General features: G+C 67.7%; 16 protein-coding genes. 7 read left to right on the forward strand and 9 right to left on the reverse strand.

Going from position 1 to position 14,748, the window contains the following annotated elements; translation table 11 throughout:
• Positions 1–9 precede the first annotated feature (9 nt).
• From ssuD to ACZYRS_RS19325, 5 genes are all read right to left on the reverse strand, one after another.
• On the reverse strand, positions 10–1,179 hold the full coding sequence (gene ssuD / locus ACZYRS_RS19305; RefSeq protein ID WP_463420537.1) for an FMNH2-dependent alkanesulfonate monooxygenase: 1,170 nt from the start codon (positions 1,177–1,179) through the stop codon (positions 10–12).
• On the reverse strand, positions 1,179–2,138 hold the full coding sequence (locus ACZYRS_RS19310) for a sulfonate ABC transporter substrate-binding protein (RefSeq protein WP_463420538.1): 960 nt from the start codon (positions 2,136–2,138) through the stop codon (positions 1,179–1,181). The genes ssuD and ACZYRS_RS19310 overlap by 1 nt, the downstream gene beginning before the upstream one ends.
• Positions 2,139–2,169: 31 nt before the next feature.
• The gene (locus ACZYRS_RS19315) at positions 2,170–2,307 is read right to left on the reverse strand and encodes a hypothetical protein (RefSeq protein WP_198784155.1); all 138 of its coding nucleotides are present in this window, start codon (positions 2,305–2,307) and stop codon (positions 2,170–2,172) included.
• Between the two features lie 121 nt (positions 2,308–2,428).
• Positions 2,429–3,013 (reverse strand): NADPH-dependent FMN reductase, encoded by a 585-nt coding sequence (gene ssuE / locus ACZYRS_RS19320; RefSeq protein ID WP_198784156.1) that lies wholly within the window; start codon positions 3,011–3,013, stop codon positions 2,429–2,431.
• A 92-nt stretch (positions 3,014–3,105) separates the two neighbouring features.
• A complete protein-coding gene (locus tag ACZYRS_RS19325; RefSeq protein WP_198784157.1) occupies positions 3,106–4,155 on the reverse strand; it encodes a sulfate ABC transporter substrate-binding protein in 1,050 nt (349 codons plus the stop codon).
• Between the two features lie 140 nt (positions 4,156–4,295).
• Here ACZYRS_RS19325 and ACZYRS_RS19330 point away from each other — a divergent pair, with 140 nt between their 5' ends.
• Both ACZYRS_RS19330 and mnmC read left to right on the forward strand, forming a co-directional pair.
• Positions 4,296–4,571 carry an oxidative damage protection protein gene (locus ACZYRS_RS19330; RefSeq protein ID WP_013541095.1) on the forward strand — a complete coding sequence of 92 codons (276 nt, stop codon included), beginning with the start codon at positions 4,296–4,298 and terminating at the stop codon, positions 4,569–4,571.
• A 15-nt stretch (positions 4,572–4,586) separates the two neighbouring features.
• Complete coding sequence (gene mnmC, locus ACZYRS_RS19335) at positions 4,587–6,425, forward strand: bifunctional tRNA (5-methylaminomethyl-2-thiouridine)(34)-methyltransferase MnmC2/FAD-dependent 5-carboxymethylaminomethyl-2-thiouridine(34) oxidoreductase MnmC1 (protein ID WP_463420539.1); 1,839 nt, start codon at positions 4,587–4,589, stop codon at positions 6,423–6,425.
• Here mnmC and ACZYRS_RS19340 read toward each other — a convergent pair.
• Positions 6,422–6,763 carry an antibiotic biosynthesis monooxygenase family protein gene (locus ACZYRS_RS19340; protein ID WP_463420540.1) on the reverse strand — a complete coding sequence of 114 codons (342 nt, stop codon included), beginning with the start codon at positions 6,761–6,763 and terminating at the stop codon, positions 6,422–6,424. The genes mnmC and ACZYRS_RS19340 overlap by 4 nt on opposite strands.
• 113 nt (positions 6,764–6,876) lie before the next feature.
• Here ACZYRS_RS19340 and ACZYRS_RS19345 point away from each other — a divergent pair, with 113 nt between their 5' ends.
• Positions 6,877–7,776 carry a transglutaminase family protein gene (locus tag ACZYRS_RS19345; protein WP_013541092.1) on the forward strand — a complete coding sequence of 300 codons (900 nt, stop codon included), beginning with the start codon at positions 6,877–6,879 and terminating at the stop codon, positions 7,774–7,776.
• A 196-nt stretch (positions 7,777–7,972) separates the two neighbouring features.
• Entirely contained in the window at positions 7,973–9,487 is a 1,515-nt protein-coding gene (locus ACZYRS_RS19350; RefSeq protein WP_463420541.1) for an alpha/beta hydrolase, read from the forward strand.
• A gap of 28 nt (positions 9,488–9,515) precedes the next feature.
• Here ACZYRS_RS19350 and ACZYRS_RS19355 read toward each other — a convergent pair whose 3' ends face one another.
• The 3 genes from ACZYRS_RS19355 to ACZYRS_RS19365 all read right to left on the reverse strand — a co-directional run bounded on the left by ACZYRS_RS19355 (position 9,516) and on the right by ACZYRS_RS19365 (position 12,811).
• Positions 9,516–10,460 carry a crotonase/enoyl-CoA hydratase family protein gene (locus ACZYRS_RS19355; RefSeq protein WP_463420542.1) on the reverse strand — a complete coding sequence of 315 codons (945 nt, stop codon included), beginning with the start codon at positions 10,458–10,460 and terminating at the stop codon, positions 9,516–9,518.
• Between the two features lie 135 nt (positions 10,461–10,595).
• Positions 10,596–12,083: a sensor histidine kinase gene (locus ACZYRS_RS19360; protein ID WP_198784161.1), complete on the reverse strand. Its 1,488-nt coding sequence runs from the start codon at positions 12,081–12,083 to the stop codon at positions 10,596–10,598.
• Entirely contained in the window at positions 12,083–12,811 is a 729-nt protein-coding gene (locus tag ACZYRS_RS19365) for a response regulator transcription factor (protein WP_198784162.1), read from the reverse strand. Before ACZYRS_RS19365 ends, ACZYRS_RS19360 begins: the two co-directional genes overlap by 1 nt.
• Before the next feature lie 97 nt (positions 12,812–12,908).
• Between ACZYRS_RS19365 and ACZYRS_RS19370 the strand changes: the two genes are divergently transcribed.
• The 3 genes from ACZYRS_RS19370 (at position 12,909) to ACZYRS_RS19380 (ending at position 14,685) form a co-directional block, all read left to right on the forward strand.
• Positions 12,909–13,553 (forward strand): cytochrome b/b6 domain-containing protein, encoded by a 645-nt coding sequence (locus tag ACZYRS_RS19370; RefSeq protein ID WP_463420543.1) that lies wholly within the window; start codon positions 12,909–12,911, stop codon positions 13,551–13,553.
• Position 13,554: 1 nt separating this feature from the next.
• Positions 13,555–14,346: a molybdopterin-binding protein gene (locus tag ACZYRS_RS19375; protein ID WP_463420544.1), complete on the forward strand. Its 792-nt coding sequence runs from the start codon at positions 13,555–13,557 to the stop codon at positions 14,344–14,346.
• 87 nt (positions 14,347–14,433) lie between these two features.
• Positions 14,434–14,685, forward strand: coding sequence for a pentapeptide MXKDX repeat protein (locus ACZYRS_RS19380; RefSeq protein WP_198784165.1), 252 nt, complete (start codon positions 14,434–14,436; stop codon positions 14,683–14,685).
• Positions 14,686–14,748 lie beyond the last annotated feature (63 nt).

Genomic DNA, 14,748 nt, shown 5'->3' on the forward strand with positions numbered 1-14,748 from the left:
ATTCCCTGTTCAGCTTTGCGAGACGAGGCGCGACGGCGCATCGAGGTTGGCGACGACCTCGCCGAACGGTCCGCTCAAAGAACCACCCGCCAGCTGCTTCTTCGCCGTGCGCGAGAGCAGCGGGAACACCAGCTCGGCGAAGCGGTAGGCCTCTTCGAGGTGCGGGTAGCCCGAGAGAATGAATTTGTCGAGCCCGAGCGCCGCGTATTCCTCGATGCGCGCGGCAACGGTCTTCGCATCGCCCACGAGCGCCGTGCCCGCGCCGCCACGCACGAGGCCCACGCCCGCCCACAGGTTCGGCGAAATCTCCAGCTCGGCGCGCGAACGCTTCGCGCCGCCCGCATGCAGCGCGGCCATGCGGCGCTGGCCTTCGGAGTCCATGCGCGCGAAGGCGGCCTGGGCGCGGATGACGGTGTCGTCGTCCACGCGGCTGATCAACTCTTCGGCGGCCTTCCATGCGGTGTCTTCGGTCTCGCGCACGATCACATGCAGGCGGATGCCGAACTCGACGCGCCGGCCTTGCTTCTGGGCACGGGCGCGCACGTCGGCGATCTTCTTGGACACCTCGGCGGGCGGCTCACCCCATGTCAGGTACGCATCGACCTGCTCTGCCGCGAGGTCGTGTGCGGCGGCCGAAGAGCCGCCGAACCACACCGGCGGATAGGGCTTCTGCACCGGCGGGTACAGCAGCTTGGCGCCCTTCACGCTCAGGTGCTTGCCTTCGAAGTCGTAGCCCTGGCCGTCGTGGCTGCGCGTGAGGATCTCGCGCCAGATGCGGATGAACTCGGCCGACTGTTCGTAGCGCGAGGCATGGTCCAGGTACACGCCATCGCCTTCGAGCTCGGCCTGGTCGCCACCGGTCACGAGGTTCACGAGCAGGCGTCCGCCCGAGAGCCGGTCGAAGGTCGCGGCCATGCGCGCGGCCAGGCTGGGCTGGTGCAGCCCCGGGCGCACGGCCACCAGGAACTTGAGGTTCTTCGTCGCGCCGATCAGGCTGGAGGCGATCACCCACGGGTCTTCGCACGAACGGCCGGTGGGAATCAGCACGCCTTCGTAGCCCAGGTTGTCGGCCGCGCCGGCGATCTGCTGCAGGTACGCCAGGTCGATGGGGCGCGCGCCCTCGCTCGTGCCGAGGTAGCGGCTGTCGCCGTGCGTGGGGAGAAACCAGAAGATCTGCATCACGCGACTCCCGCGCCGGCGGCTTCGAGCACGTTGATTTTTTTCGGGATCAGCTTCAGCTCGAAGAAGGTGTCGGCGATCTTCTGCTGCTCGGCGAGGATGGCCTTGGTGATCGGCACGATGCCGTAGGCCGTGCGCGCCACGGTGACGTCGGCCACCGGTTTGGGCAGCCCCCACAGCGCGGCCAGCTCGGCGGCCAGATCGCCCTTGTTCGCCGCGCCCCAGGTGTCGACCTTGTTGAGCTCTTCGACCGCGATGGCCAGCACGTCGGCGTTCTTCGCCACGTAGTCGAGCGACGAGAAGTAATAGGCGCGGTTGCCGACCACGCCCGTGGCGTCGGCGAGGATGCGCGCCTCGAGCGTTTTCTCGGCGGCGGCCAGGAACGGGTCCCAGATCACCCACGCATCGACCGAGCCTTTTTCGAACGCGGCGCGCGCATCGGCCGGCGGCAGGTAGGCCAGGTTCAGGTCGGCATACGAGAGGCCGTGCTTCTCGAACAGCTTGACGATGAAGTAGTGGACGTTGGAGCCCTTGTTGAGCGCGATCTTCTTGCCCTTCAAGTCGGCCACGGTCTTGATGGCCGAGCCCTTGGGCACCAGCACCGCCTCGGTCTGCGGGCGATGCTGCGTGGCCGCCACGTAGGCCAGCGGCGCACCGGCGGCCTGCGCGAAGATGGGGGGCGCTTCGCCCACGTCGACGAAGTCGATCGAGCCGACGTTCAGCGCTTCCAGCTGCACCGGGCCGGCCGTGAACTCGGTCCACTTGACCGTGACGCCCAGCGGCGCGAGCCGCTTTTCCAGCGTGCCGCGGCCCTTCAAGATATTGAGCGTGCCCTTCTGGTTGCCGATGCGGAACTGGCGCGCGGGCGCCTGCGCCAGCGCGGCGAACGAAGGCAGCGCGATGACGGCGGCTGCGGCGCCCTGGACCAGACGGCGGCGAGGAATGGAAATGCGGTTCATGGCTGTGGTTGGGTATTGGGGCGCCACGCGATCACGCGGCAGAAATGAAGCTCACGATCAACGCGATGGCGCTGACCACGATGGCGCTGACGACGAGGTCGCCCAGCGCGTGCCAGAAGGAGCGCGGCGGCGTCTCGAACGCGTGGTCTTCGGTGGCGACGGGGTTCATGCGGGATTCCTTGGTGCAAAAACTTGGGGCAAAGCTGTCCCCTTGCCGCGCACAGGCGGCTTTGAAAAGCGGGGACGGGGATGGGTCTGTTCGAAGCCGGGCTCAATGGAGAGCCCGGTCGTCAGACGCTACATCGCACGCGGGAGAACGGCACGGGCTCGAAGCCGTGTGTGGCTGGCAGCTTCAGGCCCTCGGTCGCAAGCACCTCGACGGCCTCGTTGAGTCGCTCGGCCAGGTCGTTGTGCACCTGGTAGGCGTTCTCGGGCGTGAGCGCGATCTGCGAATCGCTCGCGTACACGCCCGGCAGGATGTGCCGCGCCGCGAGCGACTGCAGCACGGGCCGCAGCGCGTAGTCGAGCGCGAGCATGTGATGGGGGCTGCCGCCGGTGGCCAGCGGCAGCACGGTCTTGCCCTTGAGCGCGTTCTGCGCGAGCAGGTCGAGAAAGACCTTCAGCACGCCGCTGTAGGCCGCCTTGTAGACCGGCGTGGCCACCACGATCACGCGGGCCGCCGCCACCTGGGCGATGGCGCGCTCGATGGCCGGATGGGTCCACTCGGCCAGCAACAGCGCCTCTGCCGGCAGGTCGCGAATCGAGAGCCGCTCGATGCGGGCATTGCGTTTGGCCAGCCGCTCGCCCACGGCCTCTAGCAAGGCGGTGGAACGGGACGGGGCCGAGGGGCTGCCGGCAATCAGGAGAACGGACACAGGAGGCTTTCGGTTTTCTTCGGAAATTCGAGGCGTGCCGGGTCGCGGCCCCCGCGAAACGGGCGCCTGGACAACCGGCTCGGTAGCGCGGGTTACTTTTGCTTCGTGGTGTAGATCTGGTCGAAGGAGGCACCGTCCGCGAAGTGCTCCTTGTCCGCCTTCGCCCAGCCGCCGAAGGCCTGGTCGATGGTCACCAGCGTGAGCTTGGGGAACTGCTTGTCGTACTTGGCCTTGGCCTTCTCGGACGTCGGGCGGTAGAAGTTGCGGCCCGCGATGTCCTGGCCTTCGTCGGAGTACAGGTACTTCAGGTACTCCTCGGCCACGGCGCGGGTGCCCTTCTTGTCGACCACCTTGTCGACGACCGCCACGCTGGGCTCGGCCAGGATGGAGATGGACGGCACGACGATCTCGAACTTGTCCGGACCGAATTCCTTCAGCGCCAGGAAGGCTTCGTTTTCCCAGGCCAGCAGCACGTCGCCCACGCCGCGCTGCACGAAGGTGATGGTCGAGCCGCGCGCGCCGGTGTCCAGCACGGGCACGTTCTTGAAGAGATTGCCGATGTATTCCTTGGCCTTCGCATCGCCGCCGTACTTGCGCTTGGCGAACTCCCACGCGGCCAGGTAGTTCCAGCGGGCGCCGCCCGAGGTCTTGGGGTTGGGGGTGATCACCTGCACGCCGGGCTTGACCAGGTCGTCCCAGTCCTTGAGGCCCTTGGGATTGCCTTTCTTCACCAGGAACACGATGGTCGAGGTGTACGGCGCGGAATTGAGCGGCAGGCGCTTTTGCCAGTCGGCCTTGACCAGGCCGCCGTGAGTGACCAGCGCATCGATGTCGCCGCCCAGCGCGAGCGTGGCCACGTCGGCGTCGATGCCGTCGATGATCGAGCGGGCCTGCTTGCCCGAGCCGCCGTGCGACTGCTTGACGGTCACGTCCTGGCCGGTCTTGGCCTTCCAGTACTTGGCGAAGGCCTGGTTGTAGTCCACGTAGAGCTCGCGCGTCGGGTCGTAGGACACGTTCAAGAGCGTCACGGGGCCCTTGCCGGCGGCTGCGCCTTGCGCGAACGTCGGCAACGCCGAGAGGGCCATGGCACCGGCCACGCCGGCACCCAGGGAAAGCTTGATAAAGTCGCGGCGAAGGCTCATGGTGTCTTGCTCTAAAAAGGCATATCAATGAAGCTGCGTATTCTCAATACGACATATAGAAACTGGAACGACCAAGTTTTCAGTTCTAAATAGCCAAATCAACTAAGCGACACGCTTACCCCACCCAAGAGGCAAAAAAAATGGCACGCATGGTTCAGTGCATCAAGCTCGGCAAAGAGGCCGAAGGGCTCGACTTTCCGCCCTATCCCGGCGACCTGGGCAAGCGCCTGTGGGAGAACGTCAGCAAGGAAGCCTGGGCCGCCTGGCTCAAGCAGCAGACCATGCTGGTCAACGAAAACCGGCTGAACCTGGCCGATCTGCGCGCCCGCCAGTACCTGGCGCGGCAGATGGAAAAGCATTTCTTCGGCGAAGGCGCCGACGTGGCGCAAGGCTACGTGCCCCCTCCGGCGGCCTGAGCTTCACTGCCCGCCGTGACCGCTGAGCCAGTGGCCTGGCGCGCCGACGGCGTCCCGCGCAGCGAACGCTTCGACGACATCTATCACACCGAAACCGGGGCACTGGCGCAGGCTCGCCATGTGTTCCTGGGCGGCTGCGGGCTGCCCGCGGCCTGGACCGGGCGGCCGCAATGGCGGATTCTCGAAACCGGCTTCGGGCTGGGCCTCAATTTCCTGACAACCTGGCAGGCGTGGCGCGCGGATGCGAGGCGGCCGCGGATGCTGCACTTCGTCTCGGTCGAGGCGCATCCGGTCGGGGCCGGCGATCTCTTGCGGGCGGCCGAGGCGTATCCCGAACTGGCGTCGCTTGCCGAGGAACTGGTCGTGCAGTGGCATGGGCTGCTGCCGGGCTTTCACCGGCTCGCTTTCGACGAGGGCCGCGTGCTGCTCACGCTGTGCATCGGCGACGTGCAGCCGATGCTGCGCGCCCAGCGCTTCGAGGCCGACAGCCTCTTTCTCGATGGCTTCAGCCCGCAGCAGAACCCGGCGATGTGGTCGCCCGAAACGCTGAAGGCGGTGTCGCGATTCGCCCGTCAGGGCACCGGTCTTGCCACCTGGACCTGTGCGCGCACGGTGCGCGATGCGCTCTCGCAGAACGGCTTTCAACTCGAGCGGCGCGAGGGCCAACCGCCCGAACGCGACTGCCTCAGCGGTGTGTTCGCGCCCGCCTGGACCGTGCGGCACCGCGGTCCCGTGCCCGAGCGAATCGAAACGCCGGGCCGCTGCGCCGTGATCGGCGCCGGCCTCGCGGGTGCGGCCGTGGCCGCGAGCCTTGCGCGGCGCGGTTGGCAGGTCACCGTGCTCGATGCGGCCGTGCGCCCTGCCGCGGGTGCCTCCGGCTTGCCGGTCGGCGTGCTGGCACCGCATGTGTCCCCCGACGACGCCCTGCTCTCGCGCCTCACGCGCGCGGGCATCCGTGCCACCTGGCTGGAACTGCAGCGCTTGCTCGAAGAGGGCCGCGACTGGCGCGCGAGCGGCGTGCTGGAACGGCGGCCTGAAGGCGACACGCGCGTTCCCACCGGTTGGAGCGACAGCGGCCCCAACGAATCCTGGCCCGCCCACGCCGCACAACTGATTGCTGCCGGCCTGCCCGCCGATGCGCCCGCCCTCTGGCACACCCGCGCTGGCTGGGTGCGCCCGTCGCGGTTGATCGAGGCTTGGCTGCGTGAGCCGGGTGTCGAATTCCGAGGCAATGCATCCGTGGCGCGAGTGGCACGAAACACAGACGGCTGGCATCTGTTCGACGCAGCGGACCAGTTGTTGATCGCAGCAGACCGCGTGGTCGTCGCCGCAGGTTTCGAATCAGGCCGCTTCGCCCCGGCGCTGCCGCTGCAACCGGTGCGCGGTCAGGTCGCATGGGGCCACGCCAATGACAGCGCCCTTCCGGCAACACCGCTCAACGGCGACGGCCACCTGATTGCCCACGTGCCCGATGCGGACGGCGCCCCGCTCTGGCTCGCCGGCGCCACCTTCGACCGCGACAGCACGGACCTCGGGCCGAACGCCACCGACAGCGCCGCAAACCGCGGCCGTCTCGCCCGGCTGCATCCCACCGCAGCCGCCGCATTGACACCGGCCTTCGAGCGCGGCGAGGTCAACACCTGGGTCGGCGTGCGCTGCGCCTCGGGCGATCGTCGGCCGCTGGTCGGTCCGCTGGACGAAGCGGCGGATGGAGTCTGGGCCTGCACCGCGCTGGGCTCGCGCGGCCTCAGCTTCGCGGCCCTGTGCGCCGAACTGCTGGCCGCGCAGTGGCATGGCGAACCGCTGCCCTTGCCCGCCACGCTTGCGAAGGCACTCGGCACGCAGCGGCTCTAGGAGAGCGCCACGCCGGATGGCGAAGGCGCCAGCAGGTGGTCGATCCGGCTGTCCCCATAGGTGCGCACCACCTCGGAGATCACCACCTTGTAGCCGTCCAGCCAGTTCGCCTGCGCGGCCTTGGCCTCCCGGTGCGCCGGGTGGCTGATCAGCGCCTGCAGGCTCTCGAGCGAATCCCAGTAGTAGACGTTCGACACCAGCCCGTTGCCCGTGTTCTCCCACGTCTCCTCGCCCAGGTAGCCGGGCAGCGACTTCGCGGCCGTGGCGATGGTCTGGTCGAGGCGGTGGAACGCGTCGTCGAACTGCTTCTTGGCGAAGATGAAGGTGGCGGAGTACATGGCGGCCGGAATCCCCTTGAAAGCTCGCCCGAAGCGCGAGTGGGCGCCGATTCTGCGGCATTCGCCCACAAGAACAAGCCACTGCGCCCCCCGCGAACGCGTGAGAATGCCCCATGGCCATCCAGTACGACATCACGCACACCACCATCTACCGCTACAACAAGCCGGTCACCTTCGGCTTGCACCGGGTGATGTTCCGGCCCCGCGACAGCCACGACCTGCGCGTGCTCGCCACCGACCTGCAGGTGAGCCCGCAGGCCTTCACGCGATTGATCCAGGACCCGCACTCCAACTCCGTCGCGCTGGTGCAGCCGATGGGCGAGGCGACCGAGCTGCGCATCGTGTGCTCCTTCACCATCGAGCACGTGCCCGCGCAGCAGGACCAGCTGGCGCTCGACCCCGCTGCCGAATTCCTGCCCTTCGCCTATTCGGTGCAGGAGCGCCTGGACCTGGAGCACTACCTGCGCCCGCACCACGAGGACGATGCCAGCGGCACGCTGATCCGCTGGGCGCACCAGTTCCTGCACAGCGACAAGCCCAACAACACGCGCGAGGTGCTCACGCGCATGAACGCGCACATCGGCCAGAGCCTCGAATACAAGGCGCGCGACGAGGAAGGCACGCAGACGCCGCTGGCCACGCTCGCGCTGGGCAGCGGCAGCTGCCGCGACTACGCGCTGCTGATGATGGAAGCCGCACGGCGCCTGGGCATCGCGACGCGCTTCGTCTCGGGCTACCTCTACGACGCCGCGCTCGACCGCGCGGCGCAGGCGCCAGGCGAATCGATGACCGGCGCGGGCACCACGCATGCGTGGCTGCAGGCGTACCTGCCCGGCATCGGCTGGCTCGCGTTCGATCCGACCAACAACCTCATGGGCAGCGGGCAGCTCATCCGCGTGGGCGTCACGCGCGACCCGGCGCAGGCCGCGCCGATCTCGGGCAGCTGGTATGGCGATGCCGAGGCCTACGAGGGCCTCGATGCCACGGTGGTGGTCACCCGCCGCAAGGGCTGATCGCTCCTTGGGTTCTGCGCCGGTGTCGCGCAGGAGATAGCAGCTACGGGAAACCCCGGGCCGATGCGCCCGGCAACGCCCCTACGCTGCGCCGCCGGTCAGCGAAATAGCACGGTCGTTCTTCATGGCCGTCCGGGCAGCGCTGCGCCGGCGATCTTCCCAACCAAGAACCCATAAGAACGGAGAGAGACACCCCATGCATTCCGCGCGCCTGACACTCCTTGCCCTGGCCGCCAGCCTCGCCGTCGCATCCTGCGGCGGTGGTGGCGGTGGCAACGGCTTCGCCTTCACGCCCCTGCCGCCGGCACCTGCGCCAGCGCCGCCGGCGCCGCCGCCGCCCGCACCACCGCCGGTTCCTGAAGAAACGCGTGTGCAGGACACCCGCAACTCCTTCGCGCCCGCCGACCCCGCGGCCACCACCTTCGCGGCGCTTGCGGCCGACGGCAGCGACCTCGTCGACAACGCCACCACGAGCCGCTGGTCGGGCATGCTGGGCGGCGCGCAGTACCGCGTCGAAGTGCCGGCCAACTGGAACGGCAGGCTCGTGATGTACGCGCACGGCTATGTGGGCGAAGGCAACGAACTGAAGATCACGAACCCTGCCATTCGCCGCTACCTGATCCAGAACGGCTACGCCTGGGCGGCATCGAGCTACAGCAAGAACTTCTACGACGTGCGCGTCGGCGTGGAAGACACCAATGCGCTCGCATTGGAATTCAACAAGATCGCCAAGGCCAACGGCCGGGAGCTCGCTGCGCCCTCGCAGACCTACATCACCGGCCACTCCATGGGCGGCCACATCACCGCCGCAGCGATCGAGGACGAGGCCTTTGCAACCGCCAACCACAAGGTGAAGTACAACGGCGCGGTGCCGATGTGCGGCGTGGTCGGTGACACGGAGCTCTTCGACTATTTCGCGGGCGCACAGGTCACGGCGCAAGCACTCGCGGGCCTGCCCAAATATCCGACGCCCAATTGGCTGGACATCCGTGCACAGGTCACATCGACACTTTTCAACACCTTCCCCTCGGCTCCGACGGCCACGGGTGCGAAGTTCGCCACGGTGGTGAAGAACCTCACCGGCGGCGAGCGTCCCATGTTCAACCTCGGTTTGCTGGCGGGCGGCTCGTTCGCCGCGGTCTGGGGCGTGTTCGGCAGCGACGGCACCGTCACCGGCATCCTGAACAAGAACACGCTGGATACCAACCGCTTCACCTACACCATCGACGGCGATGCGCCGGGGTCGACAACGTTGAACAACTCGGTCATCAAGCTCACCGCGGCCGCAGACGCCAATCGCCTGCGCACCGACGGGCTGCGCTGGATTCCCAAGGTCAATGGCGAGTTCAAGATCCCGGTGGTTTCACTGCATACGCTGGGCGATCTGTACGTGCCGTTCAGCATGGAGCAGATCTACAACACGCGGGTGGCAGCCAAAGGAAACAGCGACTGGTTGGTGCAACGCGCGATCCGCGGCATCACCCATTGCGACTTCACGGTCGCCGAGCAGGTCGAGGCCTTTGCCGAAATGGTCAGTTGGGAGCGCGGCGGACCGAAACCTGCAGGCGACGACGTGGTGACGCCGGCGACCGTAGCCGACACGAACTACGGCTGCAAGTTCACACGCCCGCTCGGCCCGGTGGACGAAAACCCCTCGTTCCAGGCCTCGCGCACCTACGCACTGGCCAACTCGGCGGCCTGCCCTCCCTGAGCGGCGCTGGCCGCTGGCCAGCTTTGATTCACCGGCCGGGCGGCACCGCCGCCCGCGCCGCCGCGAGCTTCGCCTCCAGCTCCGCGACGAGCGCCCTCGCCTCGTCGCCCTCCGGAATATCCCGGCCGCTGTCGCGCCATGCGACAGCGCTCTTGAACCCTTCGGCCTCCGCCTGCCTGCGAAACCACATCCCTTCCGGGTTGTGTCGCGTGATGCCGTCGAACACGGTCGCGAACATCTGCGTCTGCTCCAGCCCCATCGAATGCCACACCTGGTTCACCACCAGCTTGTGCATCATCAAATGCGAGCGCGGCACGCCCGCGATGCGCAGCGCGAGCTTCAGCGTCGCGGCGTCGAGTTCCTCGGCCGGCACCGAGAAATTCGCGAGGCCCCATTCGGCCGCCTGCGCGCCATCGATGGTGTCGCCCGTGAACATGAGTTCCTTCGCGCGCATCGCGCCGAGCCGGTAGGTCCACATCGCCGTCGTCGGGCAGCCCCACACGCGCGTGGGCATGTAGCCGATGCGCGCATCGTCGGCCATCGTCAGCAGGTCGCAGCACAGCGCGATGTCGCTGCCGCCGGCCACCGCGTAGCCGTGCACCTTGGCGATGGTGGGCTTGCGGCAGCGCCACAGGGCCATCAAGTCGTCGGTGTTGCGCTTCATGACGGCGTAGTCGAGCATCGGGTCCCACGGCGTTTTCTCTTGCCGGCAAGGGTGGTCGCCCTGGCCTTCGCGGCCGTGGCCTTCGGCGTAATCGCCCAGGTCGTAGCCGGCGCAAAAGGCGCGGCCCGCGCCTTCGACCACGATGACGTGCACCTCGTCGTCGGCCTCGGCCCATTCGACGGCCTGGCGGATTTCCGACGGCGTGGTCTCGCCGATGGCGTTGAGCTTCTCGGGCCGGTCCAGCACGAGGCGCGCGATGCGCGGATGCTGCGGGTCCTTGTCGATCCGCACGGTCTTGAAGGCGGGCATGGTCGTGTGTCTCCTTGGGTTGTGTCGCGCTGCTTTTGTAGCATCGCGCCCGCCGCAGCCGGCACAGGCAAACCCAGGGGGAGCATCACGTGGTAACCGCAAAAAGCGGCCGCCGTCCCGAAGACCCGAATCGCGTCAGGCGCCCTGCGCGCCGCCGAGCTGGAAGCGGAACACCGCGCCCTTGCCCGCCTGCGGCACCAGCCGGATGTCGCTGCCGTGCAACTGCAGGATGCGCTGCACGATCACCAGCCCCAGCCCGCCGCTGCCCGAGCCATCGCTTCGCGCGCCGCTCAGGAACACGGGCCGCACGAAGAGCCCCTTCTGCAGCTCGCCCGGAATGCCCGGGCCCGTGTCGCTCACCTGTACCGCGACGCCCGCGTTCGCGGGGCGCAGCTGCACTTCGATTTCGCCGCCGGCCGGCGTGTGGCGGATGGCGTTGTCCAGGAGGTTGGTCAGCACGCGCTCGATCATCCCGAGGTCGGCCGACACCACCGGCAGGCCCGGCGCGATGTCGGGCCGAAGCTGCTGGTGGCGCGCTTCGGCCGCGAGCTCGAATTTCTGGAACACGTCCTGCACCAGATCGGCGAGCGCGAAGTTCTCCTTCTCGGGCTTGACCACGCCGTACTCGAGCCGTGCGAGCTCGAACAGCTCCTGCGCGAGCCGGCCCACCTTGCGGCTCTGGCCGAGTGCGATTTCCAGGTAGCGCCGGCGCTCCTCGTCGCTCAGCGTGCCGGCCTTGAGCAGCAGCGTTTCGAGGTACCCGTGCAGCGAGGTGAGCGGCGTGCGCAGGTCGTGCGAGATGTTGGCGAAGAGCTCGCGGCGCTGCTGGTCCTGCAGCGTGAGCTCGCGCCATTGCTCGGCGATGCGGCGCGTCATCTGCGTGAAGGCCTGGCCCAGCAGCGCGATCTCGCCGCTGCCGTGCGAGAGCCGCTCCAGCGTGGGCGCCTCGCTCTCGAGCGAGGCGATGCCCTCGGTCTCGAAGCGCTTGACCGCCTTCGTGAGCTCGCGCAGCGGCCGCGTGATGAGCCTGAACGCCGCCAGCCCCGCGATCAGCCCGAGCAGCGCCACCAGCGCCATCGACCACAGCGTGGTGCGCAGCACGTTGTCGGTCGCGACGTTGGCCGCGAGCGCGTCGTAGTCCTCGCCCTGCAGCACCACGTACACATAGCCCGCATCGCGCCCGCCCATCTTCAGCGGCGCGGCGCTGAACACCTTGGCCGCATCGGCGCTGCGCGGGTCGTCGCCCAGGATAGGGAGCGGCGCGCCCGCCAGGAGCTTTCGGATCGGCGCCAGCGCCACGCGCTCGCGCTTCATGTGCCCGGGCGGCGCGGCCTGCGCCTCGATGCGGCCGTCCAGGCCCAGCAGGTAGACCTCCACGCTGGGGTTGACGGCCATCAGCTTGTCGAAGAGGTCCTTCACCGCGGCCTGGTTCAAGCCGCCGGGCTGCATCAGCTCCGAGTTCTCGGCGATGTGCGCGGCCAGCCCGCCGGAGAGGCGCTGCACCACCTCCTGCTCGTGCAGCCCGCTCGATCGCATCTGCAGCCAGGCCGAGGCGCCGCAGCAGGCCAGCAGCAGCACCGCGAAAACCATCGAGAGGCGGCGAGAAAGCGTGGCCCGGGTCATCACACGCCGCCCTCGTCACCCGCGCCCGTCGGCGAAAGCTTGTAGCCCCGGCCCCACACGGTGAGGATGCGCCGCGGCTCGGCCGGATCGGCCTCCACCTTCGTGCGCAGCCGGTTGATGTGCGTGTTGACCGTGTGCTCGTAGCCGTCGTGCTGGTAGCCCCACACCTGGTTGAGCAGGTCGAGCCGCGAGAACACCTTGCCGGGGTTGCGCGCAAAGAAGTACAGCAGGTCGAACTCGCGCGGCGTGAGCTCGATGAGCTTGCCGTCCACGCGCACCTCGCGCGCCAGCGGCTCGATGTCCAGGTTGCCCAGCGTGAGGCTGCCCGACTCCATGCGCGCATTGCGCGCCAGCGCATCGGTGCGCCGCATCAGCGCCTTCACGCGCGCCACCAGCTCCAGCACCGAGAAGGGCTTGGCCAGGTAGTCGTCGGCGCCCAGCTCCAGCCCGAGGATGCGGTGCACTTCGCTCGAACGCGCGCTGATGATGATGATCGGCGTGTAGCGCGCCATGGCCCGCGCGCGGCGGCAGATTTCCAGGCCGTCCACGCCCGGCAGCATCAGGTCGAGCACCAGCGCGTCCCAGTTGCCGCGCTCCAGCTCGCGCAGGCCCGCGTGGCCGTCGGCGGCGTGTTCGATGGCATAGCCTTCGTCGCGCAGGTGCATGCGCAGCAGTTCGGCGATGTGGGCGTCGTCCTCGACGATCAGCACGCGTTTGGGGGTGTCCATGGCGCCGATTGTCCCGCGATACGGATTCCCGAGTTATCACGATTAATTGAACATTGCGTGATGAATCGGCCATGGGGTGCGCCCAAGAATCCACCCCATGAACAGCACAGCCCTCCCCGCCCACACGGCCAGCGCCGGCCCGGATGCCCGTCCCATCCACCCGCTGTGGATGCGCATCACGCACTGGCTCAACGCCCTGGCCGTGCTCGTGCTGGTGACCAGCGGCTGGCGCATCTACAACGCGGCGCCGTTCTTTCCGTTCAGCATTCCGAACTCGGTCACCCTGGGCGGCTGGCTCGGCGGCGCGCTGCAGTGGCACTTCGCGGCGATGTGGCTTCTGGTGTTCAACGGCTTCGTGTACCTGGCCATCAACATCGCGAGCGGCCGGCTCGCATCCAAGTTCTTCCCGGTCACGCCGGCCGGCATCTGGCACGACGCGCTCTCGGCGCTCAAGGGCAAGCTCTCGCATGCCGACCCGCGCCGCTACAACAGCGTGCAGCGCCTGGCCTACCTCTTCGTGATGCTGGACATCGTGGTCATCGTGCTCTCGGGCCTGGTGCTGTGGAAGTCGGTGCAGTTCGCGGTGCTGCGCGACCTCCTGGGCGGCTACGAGTTCGCGCGCCGCATCCACTTCTTCGGCATGGCCTCGCTCGTTGCGTTCGTCGCCCTGCACCTGGTGATGGTGGCGCTGGTGCCCCGCACCCTTCTCACCATGATCCGCGGCCGTGCGCCCAAAGCCTGACATGAGAATCTTCAAAGCTCCCAAGATGACCGGCGTCGACGGCGATGCCGTGGTGCGCGAGGCCCGCACGCTGATCGCGAAGAACCTCGACCAGCCCGCGCGCCGTGCCTTTTTGCAGCGCTCGCTCACGCTGGGGGGCCTCTCGCTGCTCACCGGCTGCAGCATCAGCGACGACAGCCATGTGGAAGCCGCGCTCTCGAAGATCTCGCGCTTCAACGACAAGGTGCAGGGCCTGATCTTCAGCCCCACGCAGCTGGCCGAGACCTTCCCCGAATCGATGATCACGCGGCCCTTTCCGTTCAACGCCTACTACGGCGAGGACGAGGTCCGCGAAGTGGACGAAGCCACCTACAAGCTCGAAGTGACCGGCATGGTCGCCGACAAGCGCAGCTGGACGCTCCCGGAGCTGCGCGCCATGCCGCAGCACGACCAGGTCACGCGGCACATCTGCGTGGAGGGCTGGAGCGCCATCGGCAAGTGGGGCGGCGTGCGCTTTGCGGATTTCCTTCGCCACATCGGCGCGGACACCACCGCCAAGTACGTCGGCTTCAAGTGCGCCGACGACTACTACACCAGCATCGACATGCCCACCGCGCTGCACCCGCAGACGCTGCTCACGCTCACCTACGACGGCCAGCCGCTGCCGCCGAAGTACGGCTTCCCGATGAAGCTGCGCATGCCCACCAAGCTTGGCTACAAGAACCCCAAGCACATCAAGGCGATGTTCGTCACCAACACCTATTCCGGTGGCTACTGGGAAGACCAGGGCTACAACTGGTTCGGAGGGAGCTGAGGCGTCTTCGCGACACCTCGACTGCCGAAGAAAAGCGCGAAAGCGAAAGCAAAGACCTCAACCTCAACGTCAACTCAAGGACTTCCAATGAACAAGATCACCGCAACCCTGCTCGCAACCTGCATGGCCTTCGCCGGCGCCTCGGCCTTCGCCGCGGACGAAATGGCGAAAGACGGCATGGCCAAGGACTCGATGGCCAAGGACGGCATGAAGAAAGACTCGATGGCCAAGGATTCCATGTCGAAAGACGGCATGAAGAAGGATTCGATGGCCAAGGACTCGATGTCCAAGGACGCCATGAAGAAGGACAGCATGGGCAAGGACGAGATGAAGAAGTAAGGCACGCGCCATTGACGGCCGGTGGATTCGGCGGCAATGTCGCCGCCATCGGCTTCTCTCTTC

The organism is Variovorax sp. AC194, assembly GCF_979257995.1.